Source organism: Nostoc sp. JL31 (assembly GCF_017114965.1).
Classification (GTDB): Bacteria; Cyanobacteriota; Cyanobacteriia; order Cyanobacteriales; family Nostocaceae; genus Nostoc; species Nostoc punctiforme_A.
The window spans coordinates 42,281-67,392 of the sequence record NZ_JABXKO010000024.1; the positions used below are offsets into that span (position 1 = coordinate 42,281).

22 protein-coding genes and 1 pseudogene are annotated in these 25,112 nt (G+C 40.8%); 16 read left to right on the forward strand and 7 right to left on the reverse strand.

The genetic code is table 11. The features are described from left to right. Nucleotides 1-13 precede the first annotated feature (13 nt). Nucleotides 14-4,003 (forward strand): PAS domain S-box protein, encoded by a 3,990-nt coding sequence (locus HWQ43_RS04580; RefSeq protein ID WP_292730740.1) that lies wholly within the window; start codon nt 14-16, stop codon nt 4,001-4,003. A 268-nt stretch (nt 4,004-4,271) separates the two neighbouring features. Here the strand turns inward: HWQ43_RS04580 and HWQ43_RS04585 are convergent, their stop codons facing one another. Further along, on the reverse strand, nt 4,272-4,754 hold the full coding sequence (locus HWQ43_RS04585) for a DUF4168 domain-containing protein (RefSeq protein ID WP_292730742.1): 483 nt from the start codon (nt 4,752-4,754) through the stop codon (nt 4,272-4,274). Nucleotides 4,755-4,863: 109 nt separating this feature from the next. Next, nucleotides 4,864-5,853, reverse strand: a complete 990-nt coding sequence (gene holA, locus HWQ43_RS04590) for a DNA polymerase III subunit delta (RefSeq protein ID WP_292730744.1) — start codon at nt 5,851-5,853, stop codon at nt 4,864-4,866. Nucleotides 5,854-6,060: 207 nt separating this feature from the next. Between holA and HWQ43_RS04595 the strand changes: the two genes are divergently transcribed. The 3 genes from HWQ43_RS04595 to HWQ43_RS04605 all read left to right on the forward strand — a co-directional run bounded on the left by HWQ43_RS04595 (nt 6,061) and on the right by HWQ43_RS04605 (nt 7,759). After that, a complete protein-coding gene (locus HWQ43_RS04595) occupies nt 6,061-6,849 on the forward strand; it encodes a DUF1868 domain-containing protein (protein ID WP_292730746.1) in 789 nt (262 codons plus the stop codon). Nucleotides 6,850-7,205: 356 nt separating this feature from the next. Continuing rightward, on the forward strand, nt 7,206-7,457 hold the full coding sequence (locus tag HWQ43_RS04600) for a hypothetical protein (RefSeq protein ID WP_292730748.1): 252 nt from the start codon (nt 7,206-7,208) through the stop codon (nt 7,455-7,457). Then, on the forward strand, nt 7,454-7,759 hold the full coding sequence (locus tag HWQ43_RS04605; protein ID WP_292730750.1) for a PIN domain-containing protein: 306 nt from the start codon (nt 7,454-7,456) through the stop codon (nt 7,757-7,759). The genes HWQ43_RS04600 and HWQ43_RS04605 overlap by 4 nt, the downstream gene beginning before the upstream one ends. Here the strand turns inward: HWQ43_RS04605 and HWQ43_RS04610 are convergent. From HWQ43_RS04610 to HWQ43_RS04620, 3 genes are all read right to left on the reverse strand, one after another. Then, complete coding sequence (locus HWQ43_RS04610) at nt 7,756-7,902, reverse strand: hypothetical protein (protein ID WP_292730751.1); 147 nt, start codon at nt 7,900-7,902, stop codon at nt 7,756-7,758. The genes HWQ43_RS04605 and HWQ43_RS04610 overlap by 4 nt on opposite strands. 145 nt (nt 7,903-8,047) lie before the next feature. Beyond that, nucleotides 8,048-8,833, reverse strand: coding sequence for an RDD family protein (locus HWQ43_RS04615; RefSeq protein WP_292730753.1), 786 nt, complete (start codon nt 8,831-8,833; stop codon nt 8,048-8,050). Between the two features lie 45 nt (nt 8,834-8,878). Next, on the reverse strand, nt 8,879-9,724 hold the full coding sequence (locus HWQ43_RS04620; RefSeq protein WP_292730755.1) for a hypothetical protein: 846 nt from the start codon (nt 9,722-9,724) through the stop codon (nt 8,879-8,881). Between the two features lie 80 nt (nt 9,725-9,804). Here HWQ43_RS04620 and HWQ43_RS04625 point away from each other — a divergent pair, with 80 nt between their 5' ends. The 10 genes from HWQ43_RS04625 (at nt 9,805) to HWQ43_RS04670 (ending at nt 20,272) form a co-directional block, all read left to right on the forward strand. Beyond that, a complete protein-coding gene (locus HWQ43_RS04625) occupies nt 9,805-10,758 on the forward strand; it encodes a stage II sporulation protein M (RefSeq protein ID WP_292730757.1) in 954 nt (317 codons plus the stop codon). A gap of 136 nt (nt 10,759-10,894) precedes the next feature. After that, nucleotides 10,895-11,938, forward strand: coding sequence for a phosphate ABC transporter substrate-binding protein PstS (gene pstS / locus HWQ43_RS04630; RefSeq protein WP_292730759.1), 1,044 nt, complete (start codon nt 10,895-10,897; stop codon nt 11,936-11,938). Between the two features lie 168 nt (nt 11,939-12,106). Further along, nucleotides 12,107-13,081, forward strand: coding sequence for a phosphate ABC transporter permease subunit PstC (pstC, locus tag HWQ43_RS04635; RefSeq protein ID WP_292730760.1), 975 nt, complete (start codon nt 12,107-12,109; stop codon nt 13,079-13,081). 77 nt (nt 13,082-13,158) lie between these two features. Beyond that, nucleotides 13,159-14,040: a phosphate ABC transporter permease PstA gene (pstA, locus tag HWQ43_RS04640; RefSeq protein WP_292730762.1), complete on the forward strand. Its 882-nt coding sequence runs from the start codon at nt 13,159-13,161 to the stop codon at nt 14,038-14,040. A gap of 64 nt (nt 14,041-14,104) precedes the next feature. Beyond that, on the forward strand, nt 14,105-14,884 hold the full coding sequence (pstB, locus tag HWQ43_RS04645; RefSeq protein ID WP_292730764.1) for a phosphate ABC transporter ATP-binding protein PstB: 780 nt from the start codon (nt 14,105-14,107) through the stop codon (nt 14,882-14,884). Between the two features lie 662 nt (nt 14,885-15,546). Next, on the forward strand, nt 15,547-16,326 hold the full coding sequence (locus tag HWQ43_RS04650) for a phosphate ABC transporter ATP-binding protein (RefSeq protein WP_292730766.1): 780 nt from the start codon (nt 15,547-15,549) through the stop codon (nt 16,324-16,326). A 354-nt stretch (nt 16,327-16,680) separates the two neighbouring features. Beyond that, entirely contained in the window at nt 16,681-17,808 is a 1,128-nt protein-coding gene (locus HWQ43_RS04655; RefSeq protein WP_292730768.1) for an NYN domain-containing protein, read from the forward strand. 81 nt (nt 17,809-17,889) lie between these two features. Next, nucleotides 17,890-18,285, forward strand: a complete 396-nt coding sequence (locus HWQ43_RS04660) for an SDR family NAD(P)-dependent oxidoreductase (RefSeq protein WP_292730770.1) — start codon at nt 17,890-17,892, stop codon at nt 18,283-18,285. A 106-nt stretch (nt 18,286-18,391) separates the two neighbouring features. Beyond that, nucleotides 18,392-19,477, forward strand: coding sequence for a 4-hydroxyphenylpyruvate dioxygenase (gene hppD, locus HWQ43_RS04665; RefSeq protein WP_292730772.1), 1,086 nt, complete (start codon nt 18,392-18,394; stop codon nt 19,475-19,477). Nucleotides 19,478-19,579: 102 nt separating this feature from the next. Next, nucleotides 19,580-20,272: an HAD family hydrolase gene (locus HWQ43_RS04670; RefSeq protein ID WP_292730773.1), complete on the forward strand. Its 693-nt coding sequence runs from the start codon at nt 19,580-19,582 to the stop codon at nt 20,270-20,272. Between the two features lie 136 nt (nt 20,273-20,408). On the opposite strand, the gene HWQ43_RS04675 is transcribed toward HWQ43_RS04670, so the two are convergent. After that, nucleotides 20,409-21,035, reverse strand: a complete 627-nt coding sequence (locus HWQ43_RS04675) for a CPP1-like family protein (RefSeq protein WP_292730775.1) — start codon at nt 21,033-21,035, stop codon at nt 20,409-20,411. A 649-nt stretch (nt 21,036-21,684) separates the two neighbouring features. Here HWQ43_RS04675 and HWQ43_RS04680 point away from each other — a divergent pair. After that, entirely contained in the window at nt 21,685-22,404 is a 720-nt protein-coding gene (locus HWQ43_RS04680; RefSeq protein ID WP_069071980.1) for a response regulator transcription factor, read from the forward strand. Nucleotides 22,405-23,083: 679 nt separating this feature from the next. On the opposite strand, the pseudogene HWQ43_RS04685 reads toward HWQ43_RS04680, so the two are convergent. Further along, nucleotides 23,084-23,275 (reverse strand): annotated as a pseudogene (locus tag HWQ43_RS04685) (DUF2811 domain-containing protein); the annotation flags it as partial. Nucleotides 23,276-23,747: 472 nt separating this feature from the next. On the opposite strand from HWQ43_RS04685, the gene HWQ43_RS04690 reads away from it, so the two are divergent. Continuing rightward, the gene (locus HWQ43_RS04690) at nt 23,748-25,022 is read left to right on the forward strand and encodes an MFS transporter (protein ID WP_292730779.1); all 1,275 of its coding nucleotides are present in this window, start codon (nt 23,748-23,750) and stop codon (nt 25,020-25,022) included. Nucleotides 25,023-25,112: the final 90 nt, after the last annotated feature.

A 25,112-nucleotide genomic window follows, 5' to 3' on the forward strand; every position in this document is an offset into this window, starting at 1 on the left:
TAGAGAACACTCAATGTTAAGGATTAACCGCTTGCGGCTGCAAAATAGATTTAAAATCTCTACAAATGCACTTGTGGCAAGAGTCGCAAGTGCGATCGCTGTTTTTGTTGGTAGCTTGGTATTAGTTGGCTGGTGTCTTGGCATTGAAGTTCTGAAGCGCGGCTTCCCTGGTAGTCCTGCCACAATGAAAGTCAACACAGCGGTTTGTTTTGTGTTGTCTGGTGTGTCACTGTGGCTATTTTTAACAGCAGGGGAGCAGGGGAGCAGGGGAGCAGGAGAGCAGGGGAGCAGGGGAGCAGGGGAGCGGGGGAGTAGGGGGGAAAGAACAACTCAAAATTACCCGCACAGTTCCACAGTTCCCTTGCCCGCACTCACTCTTCTAATCTCTCAGGTTTGTGCAATAGCTGTCACCACAATTGCGGCGCTTACCCTCTGTCAATATCTGTTTGGCTGGAATCTTGGCATTGACGAACTGGTGTTTCGTGATTCGCCAACTAGTATAGCGACATCGCATCCGGGGCGAATGGGGTTGAACACAGCACTGAACTTTATACTGATCAGTGTCGCCCTACAGATTTTGATTCATCTAACAACCCATCGCAGTTATTGGTATGCCCAAATTATCGCTCTGATTGCTACTTTAATTTCCTTTCAGGTGCTTATGGGCTATGCCTACCAAGTGGAAGTTCTCTACGGACTTGCCCCTTATACAACATCAATGGCGTTACATACAGCGGTGTTGTTCCTCTTGCTAAGTATGGGTATTCTGTGGGCGCGGGCAGAATATGGCTTAATGAGGGTAGTTACAAGTGATAGTTACGGCGGCTTACTTGCACGTCGTTTACTAGTTGCCGCGATCGCAGTACCTTTTATATTGGGATGGGTAATTGTTGAAGGGCAACGGGCAGGAAAATACGATCCGGCATTTGCAGTATCGGTGTTTGCGATCGTTCTGATTGTAATTTTTACTATTTTGATTTGGCAAAGTGCCAGGGTTATTGAAAGCCTCAGCTATCAACGCGACCTTGCCCAAGAAGCACTAAGAACCTACGAAGCTAAACTAGGGAGTTTTGTAGATTCTAACGTCATCGGTATTCTGTTTGGCGACGTGTATGGCGGTATCCAGCAGGCAAACGACGAATTCTTGAGGATGATTGGTTACACGCGGGAGGATTTGTTAACAGGTAAGTTAAATTGGAGCAATATTACACCACCAGATTATCTATACTTGGATGAGCGAGGTGTTGCCGAAGCGCAAGGAAATACCAACGCTACTTGTACGCCCTACGAGAAAGAATATATTCGCAAGGATGGTAGCCGCATCCCGGTTTTAGTTGGTTACGTGCTGCTAGGAGAAAACCGGGAAGAGTCAGTAGCGTTTATCCTTGACTTGAGCGAACGCAAGCAAGCAGAGGCAGAGCAACAAAAATTAGTGTCGGTAGTAGAAAATAGCTCTGATTTTATCGGCATCGCCACCCTTGAAGGTCAATTACTCTACATAAATGATGCAGGTCAAAAGCTGGTAGGTCTTGCCAGCTTTGATGAAGTGAGGCAAAAAGCAGTATTAGATTACTTCATGCCCAAAGACAAAGCCTATTTCCAAAAATATATACTGCCGACTGTGCTATCAGAAGGGCGCTGGCAGGGAGAATTCTGCTTCCGGCATCTGCAAACAGGTCAACCGATACCAGTTGATTACAACATCTTCACTGTTACAGATAACAACACAGGTCAGCCAATTGCCTTAGCAACGGTGACTCGCGACATCACCAAGCAAAAGCAGACCCAGGAACAAATCTTACAGCTAAACAGGGATCTACAGCGCCGCATTAGTGAGTTACAAACTTTGTTGGAGGTAATTCCCATTGGAATTGGTATTGCCGAAGATCCAAAATGCCAAAATATCAAGGTCAACCCTGCTTTTGCCAGGCAGTTGGGGATATCGTCAGATACAAATGGTTCTCTCAACGCTTCCTTGGACGAAAGACCACCAAGCTTTAAGATACACCGCGAGGGAAGGGAACTGTCAACAGAAGAACTCCCAATGCAGTACTCTGCTGCTCATGGTGTCGAAGTTCTGAATTCTGAACTTGATGTCGTCCATGAAAATGGCAAAATCGTCAAGCTGTTGCACTATGTTGCACCCCTGTTTGATGAAGAGGGGAAAACTAGAGGAAGCGTTGGTGCATTTTTAGATATTACGGAGCGCAAACAGGCAGAGGAAGTACTCCTAAATCAGCAAAAATGGCTAGAGGATGTGTTAAATCTGATGCCAAGACCGTTGCTGTTTATTGAACCAGGAACGGCGCGGGTAACTTTTGCCAATCGCTCTGCTGATGAATTAGCTGGGGGCGAATTTCCCAAAGGTATACCCGCCGAAGATTATCACACAGCTTACTACTATACAGATGCCGCTGGCGATCGCATCCCCAATGAACTTATGCCAGGAGTGCGGGTTGCCCGTGGCGAACGCCTGAATGGATTGGAAGTGGACTGGCACACTCCGGCTGGTGTGCGCTCTCTACTAGTATTTGCTGATACCTTACCAGCAATGCACGGTCATCCGGCTACCTGTATCTTAGTGTTCCAAGAAATCAGCAACCTCAAGGCTGCACAAAAAGCCCTCTCATTAAGTTACAAAAGGCTAAAGCTACTATTTGACACAGCCAACGATTTATTATCGAGTCAGCAACCAGTAGCACTAATCGATAGCGTCTACCAAAAACTAAGAGACCAAATTGGTTTAGATATTTACTTTAACTATTTGGTTGAGGATAACTCTCAGGTAATGCGGCTAGAGTCTTACAGCGGCTTTTCCCAGGAGATAGCAAAGCAAATCGAGTCCTTGGAATTTGCTGAAGCGGTTTGTGGGACTGTCGCCCAGGAGCGTTATGCAATGGCTCTAGAGAATGTGCAGCAATCAATTGACCCGAAAACAGAATTGATTCGTTCTTTAGGGATTACTGCTTATTATGGTTATCCGTTGATTGCCCAAGGACGGTTATTGGGTACTCTTTCTTTTGGCAGCCGCACTCTGTTGAGCTTCACCGACAATCAAAAAGGGATGATGCAAGCAGTATGCGACCAAATAGCGATCGCAATGGAACGGGCTAGTTTAATTGCTTCTTTGCAACAACAAACTGAGCAGTTACAAGAAGCCAACCGGATGAAGGATGAGTTTCTAGGAATATTATCCCACGAATTGCGATCGCCCCTCAATGCCATCCTTGGTTGGGCGCAATTACTGCAACGAAGCAAGCTTAGTGATACCCAAATGGCTAGAGCAACGGAGACAATTGAGCGCAACGCCAAAGCGCAAACCCAGCTAATTGAAGACTTGCTAGATATATCGCGGATGGTTAGAGGCAAGTTACACCTCGATGTCAGTACTTGTAATTTGGTTCCCATCATTGAGTCAGCCATCAAGACTGTTAGTTTAGCCGCCCAATCCAAGGAAATCGATTTGAGATTTTCCCTGAGTCCCTCAAAAGAAACGCGAAATTCAGATTGGGAATTAAGAGTTAATCACGAAAATCTCGAATTTTCAGCAGCACAATCCCAAACCAATCAACATTCACAGGACAGTAAACTGGGTGAAAATTCTCAATATTTAGTTTCTGGGGATGGCGAACGCTTGCAACAAATTATTTGGAATCTGCTATCCAATGCCATCAAATTCACCCCAGTTGGCGGAAGGGTAGAGGTGCAATTGTCAGTAGTCAATGGACAAGAAAAACAACAGACAACAGATAAATATGCCCAAATTCGAGTGATTGATACAGGCATTGGTATCAGTCGTGATTTTCTTCCTTACGTTTTTGATCGCTTTCGTCAAGCTGATAGTTCTAGCACTAGAATCTATGGTGGATTAGGACTAGGATTAGCGATCGTCCGTCATTTAGTAGAATTACATGGCGGTACTGTCCACGCAGATAGCCCAGGTACAGAGCAAGGAGCGACGTTTACAGTCAAACTACCACTTCTGAAAACTCCTCCCCAGTAGTCGCCAGCTCTAGTACAACAGGGCGGAAATCAACCAATCATTTCAAATCAACGAAACCCTTATGCTGTATTCATTTTTAATTTTTAATTTTTAATTCCGCCTTGCGGTACTAGCTATCTAATTGGTATACAAAGAAAATGCTTCAAACACCCGTAAGTGGTATCAACAGATTGCTGCTATCTGTTTCCTTATCTATATTTTTCATGAATCTTCCTATAGTAATTAACCACTTACTTACCACGTGCTTGGATTTAAGTAGTCCTCCTACTTACCGAGGCTCAGGAGGTTGTTGCAGGCGTAATAAGGTATTGTAAACCTGCCTTTTTAAGATAGTATTATTTTGTAGTTCTATAGTAATTTTGTTGAACTGTTCAAATTTCAACCCATTATCTTCGACAATTTTTTGAGCGTGGTTACAGTAGTTGACTGCAATATCTTGAGCCTTCCTTGGAAGACCATTTATGCTATTAGAATCGTTGCAGACAATATTGGGAATTTCTCCATTGCCCATAAGTTTTTTAATTTCTTCAAAAGCATTTTGACGAGCTGGCTCCATTGCTAGCACGGCTTGAGCGTAACTGTCAATTTCAGTATTGTTAACTATTGGTGGTGGAGTTTGAGCGTCAGCTTTAGAACTCAATGAAAAAGCATTGGAAATGACACCCACAGTAGCGATCGCACCGAAAAATAATGCTCGCGAAAGAGTTCGCTTTCGGCCAGTTCGGAAAAATAAATCAGAAATTTTCTTCATATAGTGTGTGACACAAAACTACATCAGGGATATTATAAGAACTTTGAATTATTTTCAGAGTTGGAAGTTCCAGGAACTGTTCAATAGATCGAGCTTTTATATTTGATTGTCAATTTCCTCGGCATACTTCACAAAGTTCGATTACTTTAGTCTGGAGAGTTGACATTTCTGATGCTCCTTGCTTGAGGCTGACTTCTAATTCCAGCAGTAGGGGTAAGCAAGAGATTAACTGTTGCACAGAAAGCAGCTTAATTTCTTGCTGTAAGAAGTAAATCCGTTTGGGATTACTGATATCAGCGGCTTTAGCGATCGCTTGTTGATTCCGTTCCCCACTTTCTATCATAATCTTTACCCACAGCCAGGTGCGAAATTGTCCAATCAGCGTCGCAACTATCCGTAATCCCGGCTCGGAAGCATTGCTCAAATCTGCCAGTGTTGTCAAAGCTTTAGCTGTATCTCCTGTTCTGATTGCTGCTGCTAATTGTAAGCTATTTTGAGTAGTATTTCTTACTAAATTCGTAACAGTATCTACGTCTAAAGGCTTATTGCTACCTTGGACATATAGCCGTAATTTCTCTAGCTCATTGTAAAGAAGCCGTGTATCATTGCCTACAGATTCTGCTAATAAATGGGAAATATTGGCAGTCAGTTTCACACCCACAGTCTGGGCTGCTTGATTAACATATTGCACCAGTAATTCTGTTTTCCAAGGGGGGATGAGGGGAAATTCTCGAAATTCGGTAGCAAACTGTTTTAACAATTTCGTGGATTTGAGGCGTTCATCTGGCTTATTGCGGCTGGTGAGCAATAAAAATGAGTTTTCGGGAATCACAGGTAGCGATCGCCCCAATTCTGCCAACACATTCTCTGGACAGTGCTGACACAGAGTAGTGTTTATCAGCCATACCAAGCGCCCACCAGCGCCAAAAGTAGGCGTCATAACCTGATTTAAGCCCTGGATAGTAGCATCAGCTTGATCTGGCGAGAATGCAGTGTAATTAAAACTTGTCCATTGGGGATCGAGGACGCGATCGCGCAAAAGTGCGATCGCCTTTTCCATCGCAAAATCATCCTCACCCCAGTAAACATAGATTGGCATAGATAAACCTCTTAGTAGATGGAGAATGGGGCATTAAGAGTTAGGAGTTAAGAGTTTTATTTACCCCTTTGTCCCCCTATTTCCCTCATCTCCCCACTCCCCACTCCCCACTTCCCACTTCCAAAAATTAAATACTTTTGAAATCATTCTCTTAATCAAGGTAATTTTCCCTAAAATCTATCAAGTGAGAGCATGAGGCTATGAAGATTGGACGACAACTATCAAACTTACTTAAATCGGTTAGCACGACTGACGCTACCAGAAGCCTACAGATCCCAAGCCCAGCATATTCAGGAATCTTCTAAATTTCAGCCACATTCTGGCTTGAGACAAGCAGCGTCCTTTCCTGGCTATACCATAATTACCCCGCCGGCAGAAGAAGAATCACAAAACTCTGCTTTTTATGCCAAATTACAGACTTACCAACAGGAACTTTTGCAGTTGCCTGTAAACCGTAATTTGATTGTACCTGTACCTCCTGCTAGCTTCCATCTGACTTTAGCGGATTTAATTTGGGACAATGCTTACCTTGACGCCTACGAAAAAAATCCTAAATTTGACGAGGAGTTACATTCTTGTTTAGCTGAAATGTTTCAGCAATATCAACAATTGATGACAAATAGGAATAATCCAATTAAATGGCAAATGCTGGGGCTGATACTGATGCCAAGAGCTATAGCCGTTTGTTTAGTACCTCAAGATCAACGCTGCTACGAGGAAATTATTCAATTTCGCCGAACAATTTATCAAAATTCCAAGTTAATTGCCTTGGGTATTGAGCAGCATTATCACTTCACAGCCCATATTACATTAGCCTATTTTGGGGAGGTTCCGTCTGACCTAGACCGCATAAGCTTCAGCACCATGCTTTCTCAATTGAATGAACAATGGCTGTTGAATTTACCAGAATTTTTGATCGATCGTGTTGAATTGCGAAAGTTTGACAACATGACACGCTATTATCGTGAACCAGACTGGCCGATTTTAGCTTTTTAAGTAATTAGTTAGTAGTCAGTAGTTTCCACTCACTCACTGACAACTGACTACTAATAGACTTCTTGCAGAAGTCGGGAAAAGGGGAAGGGGGAAAGGTTTTGTATTTTCCCCTTCCCCTTTAACATGAGTCCCTTTTCCCTTTTCCCACGAGAGTGCAAAAAGCACTTTTGCAAGAGACTCCATGAGCTGCGCTCACAATGAACAATGAAAATGATGTTGGAACGATTTTGCGTGCTTTCAGCCTCTATTTTCAAGGCAGGTCTAATGATTAGTTATGTTTGCCTTTTTGAAAGAATTAGGATATACCCAAGAGTAAAGACGCTAAAATTTACAGATGTTGACAACGGGTTAGATTGATGAGTTCGTCACTCGAAAAAATTTTAAGCGAGATTGAGCAACTGACTCCAGAAGATCAATTGACGGTAATGGGGCATTTGGTAGAGCGCATAAAAAAGCATATTAATCAAGCCCAACCAAAACGCAAGTGGAGCGATATGAAGGGTATGGCTCCCTATCCGCTATTGGGTGAGGATGCTCAGGAATGGGTTTCGCGGACTCGACAAGAAGGAGATGAGTATCGAGAACGTTTGTTGCAAGGAGAAGAATGAAGATTAGTGATGCATTAGCTAATGTTTCTCGCTTGTTTCTCGATACAGCACCCGTAATTTATTTTGTAGAACGCAATCCGCAGTTTGTGGATTTAGTCGATCCAATTTTTGAGCGATTGTCAACTGACATTACAGCAGTAGCATCTGGGATAACGTTATCAGAGTGCTTGGTAGGTGCTATACGTCTGGGGTTAGCTGACTTAGAGCAAGCTTTTGTCGATGTGTTGCAACAAGAACAAGTGGTTTTTGTGGAGATTAATGCTGCTATTGCGCGAGAAGCTGCGAGAATTCGGGTACGTTAATAACCTTCAGTTACCCGATGCGTTGCAGGTGGCGGCGGCAATAATTGCTGGTTGTGAGGCGTTTTTGACCAATGATGCAGCTTTGAAGCGGGTAACGAAATTGAGGGTTTTGGTGGTGTGTGAGTTGGAAAGCCAGAACCCATAATTACGCGCTTGGCGATCGCTTACAGTGCTGGTTGAAGTGGTTAGCAGTAATTGTCTAAAATAATTAGCTCAAAGATAAATCCTATGATTTTGTCTTATAGGTAAACCTAGCTTTTTGTCAATGCTCTAAACAAAATATTCAGCCTAAAATTTCGGTTGTTGATAACCGAGGTAAATTGCTTCTAAAAAAACATCAGACGTAACAGCTTCTGGCAATTTTTCTAAATTAATAATAGCTTTAACTTGCTCGGCTAGCTTTAGAGATAGTGAAGCTCTTGCCTTTAACGACATTGCACCACGTCGCTGTAAATACTCACGAATAACTGCAAAATCATCTGGCATCAATGGTGATAAATCGGCAATCTGTACTAACTGTTCATGGAGTGTCTTTGCCTGTTCTGAAATTACCAATGTTGAAGATGCGGTGGGTGTTTGGGCTTGAATTACAATTGTGCCAGCAGCCAAATCACCTAAGCGCTTTTCGCGGCTACCCAGCATAATTAAAAAAGCACCTATAAACAAAGTTTCATCAAAGGGCCGCAGTAAAGCACGTAGCGTTGCTTGTTGTAGCCCGATCAGTCTACCATCATCTCGAACTACGCGAATTTTAGCAAAGCGTTTACCAGGAGTTTCCCCAAACCATAAGGTTTCAAAAAAGACAAAATAGCCGATGTAAATTGCAAAAGCGATAATGAAGAAAATTGCTAACAACCAAATATCTAAACTTGGTAAATTTTTAAAAAAGTATTCAAAGAAATTTAACAGCTGTGTCGAGAAGACACTCCAAGTAAGGACAAACAGAAGCAAAGTTATACCCAATACTGTATAGTCAATCAGGAGTGCCAAAGCCCGATTACCGATTCCCGCTAGAGTGAATTCCAACTCTACACTTTCTGGAGTCTGGAATGTGATGCGATTAAAAAAGCGCATATTTTAACTAATTCAAAATTAATAGAGTTGGATTAAGGTGTTGAGTTAACGAAAATCTTGCGAGGGAGGTTCTCGTAATTGTAAACCTAGACCTTCACGCCGACTACGCAAGTCCAAGTATAAAACAGCTTTTAGTGCTTGCCAAAATGGCATGACTAAAACTCCACCGATCAAGCTTCCAATCACAGAAATAAGATTAACAATCGAGTAAATAGCAGTACCAGGCTCAAGCCTGATTAGGAATAAGCTAGGTATATAGTTTAATACAAACACCAACGGCAATGTAACGATAAAACCAACTAAAACAATGCCTTGAATGCGAAATACTGAGGCTTTAGTTAACTCCCAACTTCTAGCAACACTTTCGCCACCATTGATATTTTCCTCAACCGCTAAGGGCACTTCAGCTACTATCCAACGGGAGTAGAACCAGGTTAGTCCTAACAGCACAAGAACTACCGTTACAATTCCTCCCACAATTATGACTGTAATACCTGTACTAACACCAAATATCCCTCCTAATACTCCTCCGATCAACGCACCTAGCACACCGCCCACGATCGCTAATCCAATATAAATTATCAGTAAAGATATACCTACTTGGAAAGCAACTCTTAAAAAAGACCAAAGACGTGGATTAATATGGCTCCTGGCAGTTTGAACACCTTCAGGCTGGTAAATCAATTCTCCAAAAGCCAAGCGTGAAATTAGTCCAGAGATGGCTGCATATTTTGCCCAACCATACACAGGAACTAAAACCCACAAGTGAGCGATCGCAGCTAGGTTAAGATAAGTCTTCAAATGAGAACGATACAACCGTACCGCAGCACTGACAACGTTACCGATACTCAGTGGTTGTATCTGGCCGGAAGAGCCAAAGTTTTCAGACATAATGGTAAATTTCCCTTGAAATTACGGAGATGAATTTGAGGCTATCTTAAGCTAAGTTAAACTCAGTGTTCCCAAAATTCATGAATATTCAACGTTGGATTGCGCGACGAGAACCAAATTGGCAGCGTTTGGATGCCCTACTAAAGCAGATAGAAAAAAAAGGGTTAAAGTCCTTACGGGCAGCAGAAATTAGAGAGTTAGCGAGTTTATATCGTTCAGTCGCAGCAGATTTGGCACGTGCCCGCACTCAGCAAATCAGCAATACTTTGATCCAAAGTTTACAATCTTTAACAACTCGTGCCTATACGCAGATTTACCAAGGTTCCCGGCGACAGGAATGGCAGACAATCCTAGAATTTTACCGCTGGGGATTACCATCTGTAGTCCAGAAAGCTTTTGTATACATTGCTATGGCAACGGCACTATTTTTACTAGGCGCACTAGTGGCTTGGTGGTATTCCTGGCAAAACCCCAGCTTTATGCCTTTAATCGTACCTGAAAGCTTGATTACCAAGGTGCGAGATGAGCATAAATTATGGATGGGTTCAATTGTCGGTGTTGAACCTCTGGCATCCAGCGGTATCATGATCAATAATCTATCAGTGTCTTTTGGGGCTGTTGCCGGTGGTATGACGACTGGAGCATACACAGCCTATTTGATGGTATTTAATGGTTTATTAATTGGTGCTGTTAGTACTTTAGTTGGTCAAAATAATCTGGCTTATCCTTTTTGGGCCTTTGTGTTTCCGCATGGTTCTTTGGAATTACCCGCGATCTTTTTTGCTGGAGGTGCGGGATTTTTATTAGCAAGAGCAATTTTATTTCCTGGTAAATATCGCCGTGGGGATGCACTGAAATTCTATGGTTATCAGGCGGTGCAGCTAGTATTTGGGATTGTACCAATGTTGATTATTGCTGGTGCGATCGAAGGCTTTTTCTCCCCTAATCCTAATGTACCCGATGCAATTAAATATTTGGCAGGAATAGGATTATTTATACTTTTAGTGCTGTATTGTAACCGGAAGCAAACATAAAAAATATTTTAATTTAATATTTAAACACACCTTAATTTCTTGCTTATCAATTGTTAAATAAGCTTTAACCATACAAAATGTAGCCTATTTAAGACTGGAATTACAGCAGTAAAATACTCCTGGAATCAGAGATAATATGATTTTTTCGACCGCCATATTGAATCGTGTCGTTGCTACTTCAATGGTGACAAGTTCTGTTGCACTTAGTCCATTTTTTGGTGCGCTCGCACAAGCTGAAACTCTAAATGGTGCAGGAGCAACTTTCCCGGCTCCGCTTTACGAACGCTATGCTCGTGAAGTGAAGAAGAAATATCCAGACTTAAAAATTAACTACCAAGCAATTGGTAGTGGTGGTGGTATTCGTCAAGTCATCGCTGGAACCGTTGACTTTGGTGGTAGTGATGCTGCAATGAAAGATGATGAAATTGCTAAAGTCAAGAATGGTGCAATTTTAGTACCTACAGCAGGCGGTGCTGTTTCTGTTGTTTACAATCTTGCAGGTGTTAACGATCTCAAATTATCCCGCGCTACACTACCAGCAATTTATTCAGGTCAAATTACCAAATGGAATGACGCGAAAATTAAAGCTGATAATCCAGGCGCTAATCTACCAAATCAAACAATTAAATTTGCTGTTCGCGCCGATGGTAGCGGTACAACTTTCATTTTTACTAATCACTTGAGTGCCATCAGCGGTTATTTTAAAGGCAGAGTTGGAACTAATACTGCTCCAAAATGGAATCTGCCAAATGTTCTTAAAGGCAAAGGCAATCCAGGCGTAGCTGCTATAGTAGCTCGTACTCCTGGTTCTATTGGTTATGTTGAATATAGCTACGCTGTCCAAAATAATCTGAAATCAGCATTGGTACAAAATAAGAACGGAGAATTTGTTGCTCCTTCTTTAGAATCTGCAAATGCAGCTTTATCAACTGTCACTTTTCCAGACAACTACCGCGTTTTTATAGGAGATCCAGGACAAGGTTATCCCATTGTCGGTCTTACTTGGATGATGGTTTACAAACAGTATGCTAATGCTGCTAAAGCTGATGCAATTAAGAAATGGATTAATTGGGTATTGAAAGACGGTCAACAGTATAACGATGATCTTAACTACACCAAAATTCCATCTGATGTAGCAAATCGAGTGCTTCAGACAGTGAATAGCTCTGTCAAGCCTTAATTTGTAATTTTTAGAAATTACGCAAAAGAGATTCCCCAATTCTCTTAAAAAGAGAAAGGTGCTTTGAATATATCCCCCTTTGAAAAAGTTTAGGGGGATTATTTTACTACTTTCTTCCCCTAATAAACTGAGTTACCAGTAATAAAAAATCTATTTTACTGATTTGTAATGGCAAATTTATCAGATGATTCAAATCTAGGTGATGAAAATTTCAATCTAACTACTACCAGCGGTACAAATTTCTGGTTTGACCAAGGTTTTACACGGCTAGTATACTTTTTTGCCGTGATTACTGTTGCAGTACTATTTTTGATGAGTTGGGTAATTTTACACGAAGCTCTACCAGCTATTAAGCAGTTTGGAATGGGGTTTTTGTGGGGACAAGATTGGGATACAGGTAATCAGATTTTTGGTGCATTCCCCTATATTTATGGAACTTTAGTAAGTAGTGCGATCGCTATTTTATTTGCTGTCCCAGTGGGAATAGCAGTAGCCTTAGTCACGAGTGAAAACTTTTTACCTAAATCGCTGGGAACCATCCTAGCATTTTTTGTTGAATTAATTGCCGCAATTCCCAGTGTAATTATTGGTTTATGGGCGATTTTTGTCTTTATTCCAGTTCTAGAACCTCTACAAAAATGGTTAGCCAGCACTTTTAAATGGATACCACTGTTTAATACAGAAGATCCTTCTGGGACTAATATGTTGACTGCTGGGGTTATTCTCGCCATCATGATTTTGCCCACAATGGCAGCAATTAGTCGTGATGTTTTAATGGCTATCCCTAAAGAATTACGTACTGCATCTATGGCTTTGGGTGGCACTCGTTGGGAAACAATTTTTCGAGTCTTGCTACCATCTGGGTTTTCTGGAATAGTAAGTGCAGCAATGCTTGCTTTAGGACGGGCTTTGGGTGAAACAATGGCCGTCACTATGGTGATTGGTAACTCTGCTCAAATCAGCGCTTCTTTACTCGATCCAGCTTATACAATTCCCTCTGTATTAGCTAATGAGTTTGCCGAAGCTGAACCGGGATTGCATATAGGTGCTTTAAGCTATTTAGCATTAATTTTATTTGGGTTAACTCTAACTGTAAATATTGGCGCTGTAATCTTGGTGAAGTGGGTTGGCAGGAAAAATTAATAACACTATCTCGCTTTGAAATTCCTATAAATATCTCAGTCTAAAAAGACAATTATCAATCAAAGTTTGTCAAACTTATGAGTGGTTACATTCAGTCAGAACAAGATAAATTTTTGGTAGCAGAATTATGCAGTCCTCTGCCAAAAGAGCGAGTAATATTTACATACTTAATGAATGCGATCGCCTTTGGTCTTACAGGTCTAGTACTCATTCCTTTATTATCAATTTTATGGGAAATTTTCATCCGGGGAATATCTGGACTCAAATCAGAAATGTTTCTCAAAGCAGTTATTGATAATGGCTTTGGCAATGCCATTTTGGGAACCATAATCATGGTGGTAATTGGTGCTATTTTAAGCATTCCCACAGGGATTATGACAGGAATTTTCTTAGCAGAATTTAATCAAACTAACCCAGTTGCTAGTATTGTTCGCTTTGTCACTAGTATTCTTACAGGCGTGCCTTCAATTGTTGTCGGCGTGTTTGCTTATGGTGTGATAGTTTTGGTAACTAAAGGATTTAGTGCGATCGCAGGTGGTTTTGCTTTAGCCGTGATTATGCTACCTGTAATTATATTGACAACCGAAGAATCCTTAAAGCTGATTCCCACATCTCAACGCCTCGCCTCTGCTGCTTTAGGTGGAACTCGCTTCCAAACTACTTTTCGCATTGTTGTAACTACTGCAATCCCTGGAATTACTACAGGCATTTTATTAGCTGTAGCTCGTGCGGCTGGTGAAACAGCACCCTTAATTTTTACCGCTTTATTTAGTTTAGATTGGTCAGAAGGATTGTTAAGTCCAACAGCTTCTTTACCAGTATTGATTTTTAACCTCTACAACGACCCCGATCCACAAAAAAGTCAATTGGTATGGACTACTTCTATAGTTCTACTTGCCTTAATTTTATGTGTCAGTATTCTCTCTCGCTTAGTTATTAGGCAGAGAAAAATAAATTGAAGAATAATTCATACTGAATTCTGAATTCTGTTTTTATAATTTTTATTTCGTACCTTAAGCAAGCATGAGTAACCTAATTCCAGCTATCAAAGTTAAAAATTTCAGCTTTTACTATGGCACAACAAAAGCAATTGAAAAGGTGTCAATAGATATTTATCAAAAACAAGTAACCGCAATTATTGGCCCTAGTGGTTGTGGTAAATCTACCTTCATCAAAATTCTTAATCGCATTAGCGAATTAGAAGGGCCTGTGAAAATTGAAGGACATGTAGAATTTTTTGGTCAGAATATTTACGATCGTCGTGTCAACATCAATCGGTTACGCCGCCAAATTGGTATGGTGTTTCAAAAACCAAATCCTTTTGGGATAAGCATTTACGAAAATGTTGCCTACGGGATGAGAATAGCAGGCAGATATTCAAAATTAGAATTAGATGAAATTGTCGAATCAGCCCTTAAAAGCGCTGCCCTTTGGGATGAAGTGAAAGATAAGCTCGATAAATCAGCTTTAGGGCTTTCTGGTGGTCAGCAACAAAGATTATGTATTGCCCGTGCTTTAGCAGTCAAGCCGAAAGTTTTGCTGATGGATGAACCTTGCTCGGCTCTTGACCCCATTGCCACCATGAAAGTTGAGGAACTACTCCACAGTTTACAGTCTGAGTTGACAATTGCGATCGTTACTCATAATATGCAGCAAGCCGTTCGCGTCTCTGATTTTACAGCTTTCTTTAGCACCGATGAAAGTCGGATTGGTCAAATGGTTGAATTTGGCGCTACAGAGCAAATCTTTAACAACCCATTAGACCCCCGCACCCGCGACTACATTTCAGGACGTTTCGGTTAAGATACTTTCAAGCGTGACTTATTGATTTTGTCAATCTAGCTTGCACTAGAAGATATTCATAAAATGTAGTGTAAAAAAGTTACTCCTCACTATTTATGAGAAATATACAGCAATACAGTTCAGTTAAGCCTAAAACTCAACTTCTACGTAGGTTGGCTTGAGGAACGAAACCCAACACTTCCTTGACTTTGTTGGGTTTCACTTCGTTCTACCCAACCTATAATTTTCTTAACCTAACGGTATTGAAATATACAGAAGAATTCAGAATGGGCTACGCCCCGCTGCGCTAACAGGAGTAAAACACGCTTTATATCTGGGTAACAGACTTAGCTTGTGGACCTCACCAAATTGCAATCTGCTGTATGATATTCATATTTTGATTTCTATATAGCTATTTTAAATCGAACTAGACCTAATCCTTTTTCATAAGAAAGGATGCTATATCAGTCAAGGTGCAAAAGATGGGTATAAAAAGTCTGTAAAAAATAAATTTTGGAACACAGTCTTGATACAAATATCTAATAACACTTTATTTGCTGTATGACTACTGTATAACTACGTAATTTCCATGAATATCTCATTTTGGCAGTAACATAGTGAAACTGCATTGCTGATTTGTACTGTTTTACTTAATCAAGTTTTATTTCATACGTTTTAGGAATATGAGTAAACTAATTCCAGCCATCAGAGTCAAAAACTTCAGCTTCTCTTACGACACTCAAAAGATAGTTGAAGGCGTGTCAATGGATATTTACCAAAACCAAGTCACGGCAATTATTGGTTCTAGTGGTTGTGGGAAGTCTACTTTTCTTAAATCGTTAAATCGCATGAGTGAATTAGAAGCAGAAGTAAAGGTTGAAGGAAAAGTAGAATTTTTTGGTCAGAGTATTTATGAGCGTCGTGTCAACATCAATCGCTTACGTCGCCAAGTTAGTATGGTTTTTCCCAAACCAAATCTTTTTCCCATGAGCGTTTACGATAATGTTGCTTATGGGGTGAAGTTAGTTGGATGGCATCCGAAAGTAGAATTAGATGCAATTGTTGAATCTGCCATCAAAGCTGCCGAACTTTGGGATGAAGTGAAAAATAAGCTGCACAAATCTGCTTTAGACCTTTCTGGTGGTCAACAGCAAAGATTATGTATTGCCCGTGCTTTAGCGGTCAAGCCGAATGTTCTTTTGATGGATGAGCCTTGTTCAGGCCTCGATCCTATGGGTAGTATAAAAATTGAGAATTTGATCCATAATTTGCGTTCTGAGTTGACAATTGTGATTGTTACTCACAATATGCAGCAAGTTACTCGCCTATCTGATTTTACGGCTTTCTTTTATAGCAATGAAAATCGTATTACTCAAATGGTTGAATTTGGTACTACAAATAAAATCTTTACTAACCCTGTGGATTCTCGCACCCGCGACTATGTTTTTGCTCGCGTCGGTTGAAGCGCTTCTTAAATTCTAGCTATTCAGAGGGTTAATACATAGTACAAGCGGAAATGAGGGGTTAAATTGAATTTCCGCTTTCTTTAAGTTTTTCTGGTGTTGGGCAATGCAGTCTGATATTGACAGTATTTTTTTATACTATATATTTAAAGACAAGTATTTGCTCTAGACCACCTGAATCATAAAATGAAATGTCCCCGGTGCGAATCTACTTCATGTCGTCAAAATGGTCGTCGGAATGACAAGCAGAATTACCTCTGCAAAAATTGTGGTAAACAATTCCTTGAGCCTGCATTCCCTCATTCCTTGGAAAGTGACTTGCTTTCTAACAGCAACGGGCACAGTAAAGTGTCTATGACTGAAGCGACAGAACTTTCTTTAATGAAAAACCTGCTAGAAGAAAAAGTCACAGAGAAAATTATTGGCTCTTTGAGTTTGACATTAGCTGAAGAATTGCTGCAAACTATATTATCGCCTGATTGGCTAGAATCTGCTATATTCAGCCAATTTATCCTGAAAATTCAACAAAAAGCTGAAATTAAACATCAATTAGAAACAGGAATTTCACTTCTGCTTTTGGATGCAGAAAACTTAAAATTAGATGTGAATTCAGAATTATTTTTAGCTAATGTCTGTAAGTATCCTCTCCAAGTTAAAATGGCATTTGCTAACTGGAAAAATCCAAGTATTGGAAAGCAGGATATTGAACTATATAACCGTGGCTATCAACTTGTCCATGTGCCGGAAGGTAAGGATAGTGCTGATGCAAAAATGATCGCATTTGGTGCTTGTGTTTTACGCTTTTATCCAAGAGTTAAAGAAATCTTGGTCTGTTCTAGTGATGGAATTTTAATCCACCTCTGTAACGAACTCCAAAATCAAGGACTGATTGTCTATTGGGTACGTAGACAAGGGCAAAATTTGCATATAGAAAACAGAAATACTGGCAAATTAACTCATTATTCTTTAGCAATCGCAACAGAAGTTCCATCCTTAGAAAAAGTGGTTGATACAATTCAACATTTAATTAAAAGTGAACATGAATCAATAAATGCTCGATTAAACAGTTTAGTCGCTGTTGCCACTTTATTTCAAGAAAAATGTGATATCCAAGATATCAATATTAAACATAATCCAAATAAACCAGAATTGGATAAAATAATCCATGTTTTAGATAGCTCTTTTACAAAAGATATTCAAGAACCAATAAAAGAAGATTTTGCAAAAGTTTCTAATGAGAAAACATTAAATAAATTACTATTGAAAACTATTCAAGATATCAAAAAAAAATCTCATAAAACTAAATTATCTGTGTCCCAATTAGGTACAGAGATACGAAAAATAACCGGAGAATCTCCTAATTCAATTATTAAAAAATTAAAGTTAGGTTCTAGTTTTGCTAAATATTTAGAATCATCTCCCACATTTACATTAAAGGCGAGTGGCAAGGAATATGAAGTAATGCCGCTACTCTCCGAATAGATACTTTCTCAATGTTTACGTACAACCTGAGCCTGTAATTCTGTATTATGTAAAAAGATGTAAAGAAATGTAAATAATATAATGCAGGATAAAGTTGTTGTTATTGTCGGTGCTACTGGTGGTATTGGTTCAGCTTTAACACAAAAACTTGCGCCTACCGGAGTTCGGTTGGTACTGGCTGCCAGAGATGCGGTGCGTTTAACCACATTGGCGGCTTATTCTGCTTCTAAGTTTGGTGTTGTCGGTTTTAGCAAGTGCATGGCAGAGGAACTCAAGCGTTTTGGTATCAAGTTCACGCTATTCTACTTTGGTGGGGTAGATTCTCCTTTTTGGGATAATGTCAACCTAAAAGTAGACCGGAAAAAAATGCTCAGTCCTGAAACTGCTGCCAATGCGATTTTCTTTGCTCTTTCTGCCGAACCGCAAGCTGTACCAATGGAAATTAATATTCAACCTGATAGTCATCTGTTCTTTTAAAGGGGGAGTACGTGTACATAATTCTTGCTTAGGAAGGACGTGAAAATCTAGCAAAAAAGGCAAAATTTACAGATATATAAACTGTTATGCTGGATTTTCAATATCTATGAAAATTGATCACGTTCATTTCTATGTAGAAGATGCCAAAGTATGGCGGGATTGGTTTGTACGCCATCTTGGTTTTCAAGCAGTAACCGATCGCATCAGTTCATTTCACACTTGTACAGAAATAGTGAAAAATGGTGATGTCTGCTTTTTTCTGTCTTCACCACTGTTACCTACAAGTCCAGTAGCTGAATTTCTGCGTCAATATCCACCTGGTGTGGCAGATGTCGCTTTTGCTGTCGAAGATGTCGAAGGCGCGATCGCACAAGCTCAAAAACACGGTGCTACAATCCTACAACCCATCCAAGAACGCCAGGTAGGTACGGCGTTCATCAAATGTGGCAAAATTGCTGCCTGGGGTGGACTGACTCATACATTGATAGAAAGGTCATTTGTCATTTGTCCGTCGTCATTTGTAACTAACACAAATGACAAAGGACAAATGACAAATGACAACACTTTTACCGCCATAGATCACGTAGTGCTAAACGTGGCAGTTGGTGAATTGGATCGTGCTGTGGCTTGGTACGAAAAAATCCTAGATTTTCAACCCCAGCAGGCGTTTAAAATTAAAACCAATCGCTCTGCTTTACACAGCCAGGTGATGGTTTCACATAATGGTAGCGTCCAATTGCCAATTAATGAACCAGCTTCTAGAAATTCTCAAATTCAGGAATTTCTAGATGTCAATCGGGGGCCAGGAATTCAACATATTGCCTTGCGGACAACTAATCTTGTGAGTGCGATCGCTAAATTTCGTGCCAGTGGTTTATCCTTACTCTCGGTTCCCCAAACCTATTACTCGCAGCTAAAACAGCGTCCAGGACTCACGCTATCACCCTTAGAATTAGAAGCGATCGCTCAACAAGAAATTCTCGTAGACTGGCAAGAATATACTTCTTTAGAGGGAGGAAATACTGCACCCTTATTACTACAAATTTTCACTCAGCCCATTTTTGAACAGCCAACATTTTTCTTTGAATTTATTGAACGCCGTTTCCAAGCTCAAGGTTTTGGCGAAGGTAACTTTCGCGCCTTATTTGAAGCCATTGAAAGCGAACAAATTAAACGCGGTACTTTACAATGATGCCTGAGTACAAAATCTCAATTTAAATTAGCTAAACTTGATAGTCTCCAAAAATAGCCATACATCTGAGATAATTTTAATAAAAATTAACATTTTCCGCCGATGCTAAGACTGATTACTGACTTCGACGGCCCAATTATTGATGTTTCAGAACGGTACTATCATGTTTATCAATTCTGCTTGGAGAAAACCCGTCGCCCAAGCCAAGTAGTGCAAGAACTTCCGAAAGCGGAATTTTGGGAGTTAAAGCGATCGCGTGTTCCTGAAAAACAAATCGCCTTAAATTCCGGGTTAGACGAAGCCCAAGCTCAAGAATTCGCCCAGCTGCGGCGGCAAACGGTTCATACAGAAGCTTATTTTAACTATGACACTCTCGCACCTGGTGCTGTGGACGCACTGTTAAAAATTCAAAAAGCTGGAATTGATTTGGCAGTTATGACGATGCGCCGAGTTAGAGAACTAGATTATGCCTTTAAAAAATACGATTTAGGTAAATTTTTCCCGGAAAATCGCTGTTATTGTCTGAGTAACGACTATGTTAAAACTCGCGATATTGAAGATAAGCCCTTGTTAATGGCTAGGGCATTAAAAGAACTGCCCCCGGCTACTGATACCTGGATGGTGGGAGATACGGAAGCCGATATCACCGCTGCAAAAAATTATGGTATTAAGGTGATGGCTGTAGAATCTGGGATTCGCGATCGCACCCAATTAGAACTTTACCACCCCGACTTAATTGTTCAGGATTTCAGCACTGCTGTAGATATAGTTCTAAAACCTAAATATCTTGTCTAAAAAGACTCTGTAGAAGCAATTCAGGTTGCAAATTAAAATAGGAGTCAGAATAGCTATTCTGACTCCTGACTTTTTTATCTCAGAAGAACACACATAAACCATGTCTTCTTTATAGAAACCTGCTTACGAGAGTGGTTTACCGTAGAAAACTACTAACTAACCACAACAATATAAACGTCACTACAGTAGAGAACTGATTCGTTTCCAGACTGATAAATGATATTTGTGGTAAGAGCCAGCTAGCAACTAGTCCCCCAGCGATTAGGCCAATTATTAAACTGACCAGGGTGAACAAAACTGCACGGCCAAATTTGCCTTCCTTGCGATTGAGAAAGTAAATACTAGTGCCTACGCCAACCACCAATGCTAACTGCAAAACCTGATCGCCCCCCTCTGGATAGAACAGGCTAATAGAACTCAAACCGAGAAACCAAGCTCCTGGTAAGAGTATATCCGCAGGCGCTGGCTGATCCAGCATCCGTTGCAGCCATGCAGGTGACTGCTCGCGAGGGGTTGGACTTTCTTTGGGAGGCGATTGCACTCGCAACTCTGGAAACCGTATCCGCTCAGGGACTTTGATTTTACCTTCCTGGCGCATCCGTAAGCGATCCATTAAAATCGCATCGTAAGCAGCCTCAATCACTTCTAAATGCTTGGCATCGCCATTATGTTGCTCGAATAGGCGATTACGAGCATCCTGAATTTCATCGAAGCTAGCCTCTTCTGATACCCCAAGTTTTTCGTAGGGATTTTGATCGCTCATGGGAGTTTGTTACTTCAGCCTCAATCAGCGGCAGTCTTTTATCGAATAAAAAACAGCTTTAGGTTTTATTTTGATCGAAACTAAAGTCTCGATCTATTTATATGCCCTAACAGGATAGTAGCACGGGTTAGTTTGATCGACTTTGTAATTTCAACTATAGTAACTTTAACATATCCCTATAACTCCGTGTATACCCTCATGTCGTTGTCTAATTCTGGCTCTAATCTAGAATTTGAACGGAGAGTACCTAAAATTCATGTTTTTTATGAAGAAATCAAGTTTACTGTTTCAAATTTGGCAACTTACTGTGCCCTAAAAGACTTTTTTTTAATTATACTGAATAATCGCTTGTGGTATATATCCACATATCGATTTAAAATTGAAACGTTTTAAGTTACCACCTAACTAGGATCAAGAAGGTGTCTTGCTATCAAGAACGGTTGCAGTTAAAGTCAGAGCGCTTATATACTGTTGGCTAACAGAAGTTTCGCCTTCTGATTACCCACAATCCTGATTAGAGTATTTATTTTTGAGCGATCGGGATTGTTATACCGTAGCCATGTAGATTCTTAGTTAGTCCTAAAGTGGCAACTGCGTTTTTACGCAATTCTCTTGTTAATCTTACGAATTTTTGTGCAAAGTAATGGTCATGGCTCCTGCCAAGATTCTTGTAGTTGACGACGACCCTGCGGTTCGGAATTTAATCCAACGCTTTTTAATTAAGCAGAACTATCAGGTGGAGGCTGCCGAAGATGGAAAGACAGCCTTAACTCTATTTGAGCAATTTAACCCTGATTTGGTGATTCTGGATGTGAATCTACCAGATGTCACAGGGTTTAACCTCTGCCAAGAGATGCAAAGTCGTAATGGTGTTTTTGTTTTGATGTTGACTAGCCGTGCTGACGAAGCCGACAAAATTCGCGGCTTTGCTAAAGGTGCTGACGACTATCTCACCAAGCCTTTTGGGCTAGGAGAGCTAGAAGTGAGAGTTGGAGCTATTTTGAGGCGTCAGCGAGTGATAACTACTGCCGAGCAGAAACGCTTGGTATTTGAAAAACTTATGATTGATCCAGTACGACGGGAGGTAGCACTTAATAATCAAGCAGTACCCTTAACTGCTCTGGAATTTGACTTGTTGCATTTTTTAGCTAGTCATCCAGGCCGAGTTTGGCGGCGGGCAGAACTAATCCAAGAGGTGTGGGATTATGAATATGTCGGCGACCAGCGGGTTGTAGATGTTCATATTGGCCAAATTCGCAAGAAGATTGAAATTGATGCTAGTCAACCAGCATTAATTCAAACTGTACGTGGCGTAGGCTATAAATTTGAATCTCCTGCTCATCCCCAGCATTTGGAAGCCAAGTCCTAAGTTTATAGTCTAGAGTTTTTTAACTCTTGACTGTTGACTTTTGGGGTAGTGGTTGATGAATTTTCTTGGTTTTAGTAACAGACAAATTTAGATAATCAAAATAAGTAGATATTCCTCAAATACACGCCAAACAGTGATTTGAGATATTTATTTATCTATCTATTTAAGATAGTGGACAGTGGAGAGAGTCCACTGGAAAATATTTCTTGGTATGTTACCGTTTTGGTAAATATAACGGTGCTGAGATTGGAGTTCATAAGGCAGATAGCTGTGTATTGGTGTCAACTTCAGCTAAAGTCCCCTTAAAACCACGTTTACTAGCCTCTGTCTGGAAATACTGCTGATTGGGCTGCTGCTGTAAGCCAGGGAGGCGGCAGTCTCACAACAGGTATCCCAGTCGGAGACTGAGAACAAAGGTAAATTCCGCCTTATTACCAACTAGTTTTGGCAATAATAAGAGAAACTATTAAAACTTTTTTATGGATCGGAATCTACCGATCTTTTTTATTTTAATATTGCCGATCGCTATTAGCTTAAAATCCCGTTAATGGGGCACGGTATGACGTGCCCCATAATAGATAGGGAGATAGGGGAATAACGCCCTTCATACCAGTACCTATGGGGTGTCTAGTAAATTAGCTGTTGCTGGTGAGTCGGTACAGGGCATTTCTACTGAGGAGTGGTGGAACAAAGTTTCCAGATAGACTCGTGCAGCACGGCGATCGCTATCTCCATTTTGGAGTAAAAACAATGATAGCGCCGCCGTCAATACTCTGTTTTCATCCCAATCGGGATGGGTTTCTAAGTAGTTTTTTAAGGATTCGTGGAGTGTTTCAGGAATTTCTGTAAAGATGCTAACCGTTGATTTCATGAGATTTTCCTCCTATGAGGATAATCAAGAGGGACAAGTTGCTTACGGTAAAGCGGTTTAGGGCTTTACACGCTCTTTTGCTATCCCGACAATCTGCACTTACATCTTAGTAGTAATATATTTTACACATTTGATGGCAGCCGATTGAACGGATTATAAAAGCAAGCCGCATCATTGTGCGCCAAGAGGGGGTGGGTTTGTCAATGCTGCGAAATGTTAAAAACGATTGTATAAAAAATAAATGCGAACGAAAGAATAAGGATTTAAGCCGACTTTTTGTTACTTTACTTCACAAAAACTCAGTCCTTAAACTTCTTTGGTACTTATAATCAACAATCCCCAGTAAGACCGCAAGAAGCCTATTAGCTCGTATAGCACCTGTGGAAAACTGCTAAAATCTCTGTGGAAACCCTGTGGAATGAGTGAGGAAAATAGTAGCCAATGATAAGAATTACAAAAATGTCATCAACCTATGACATTTAAGCTCATGAAATTAGCTTCTCAATCTCAGTTATCATCGTGGTTGCCCTCGATACATCCCCAGGTCTGGATTTTCGCAATTGGGAGATTTCTCTCGGAAGTTGGTACCGGCTTTACCCTGTTTTATGCGCCCATCTTTTTTGTTAATCAACTTGGTTTATCTGCAACCAGTGTTGGGGTAGCCTTGGGTAGCGCCTCGATTTCCGGCATCGTAGGGCGGATTGCAGGTGGTTCTTTGGCTGATTCTGAATATTGGGGACGCCGCCGCACTTTGTTGCTAGCGACGGCGATTTCAGCAATTGCTTCTCTAGTTTTAGCTACAACCAATAATTTCACTTCTTTGGTAATCGGTAGCTTGATTAGCGGTTTAGGGATAGGTTTCTATTGGCCGGCGGCTGAAGCTGTGGTTGCTGACGCTAGCCAAATTGACAATCGCCGGGAAACTTTTGCGATCGCCAGACTAGCTGATAATCTGGGGTTAGCGATCGGAATTGTGCTGGCTGGGTTTTTGATCGCGATAATTGGGAGTTATCGCTGGCTATTTGTGATTGATGCCATCTCTTTTATGGTATTTTTTGCAGTTGTCTATGTAGGGATTAGTGAAACTGAACAACAGCAGATAGAGGAATTTGAAAAGACAGAACATTTAACTGCTTGGATGGCAGTATTAAGCGATCGCCGTTTCCTGGTTTACATTACAGTTAATATATTTTTCACAATCTATATTTCTCAAATCCACAGCACCCTGCCGCTTTACTTCAAAAACTTTGTCTTTGTCGAAAGTACCGCCAAGGGATTTGCTGAAACTACCATTAGCGGACTATTTGCTTGGCATTTAGTGTTTGCAATTATTTGTCAGTTGCCTGTCACCAGCATTTTAAAACGCTGCTCTCACACACTTGCGCTCACTGTTTCCGCCATTTTCTGGGCAATTGGTTTCGGATTGATTTGGGTAAGCGGTACAGCCCCATCTCATCATCTGCTTTGGGTAACATTGGCATTGGGAGTATTTGCTGTGGCGATTGTTTCCTATACCCCATCTGCTGCTTCTTTAGTGACTGAGTTAGCCCCGAAAAATCAACGCGGCGTTTATTTTTCCATCAACGCTTTGTGCTGGGCTGTTGGCTCTTTTATTGGTCATCCCTTGGGTGGATGGGCATTAGATCAACCACAAATTATTACTAATAGTTACTGGCTAGGCTTCATCTTGAGTGTAGCGATCGCTGTGGTAATTTTACAGTATCTCAATCGAATTTTGGCTGAGTAACATAACACCCCACGAACCTATCCCACTAATAATATTTTGTTAATCCAGATATGAATTGTAGCAAGGTCAATGAATGCGTCAAAGTAAACT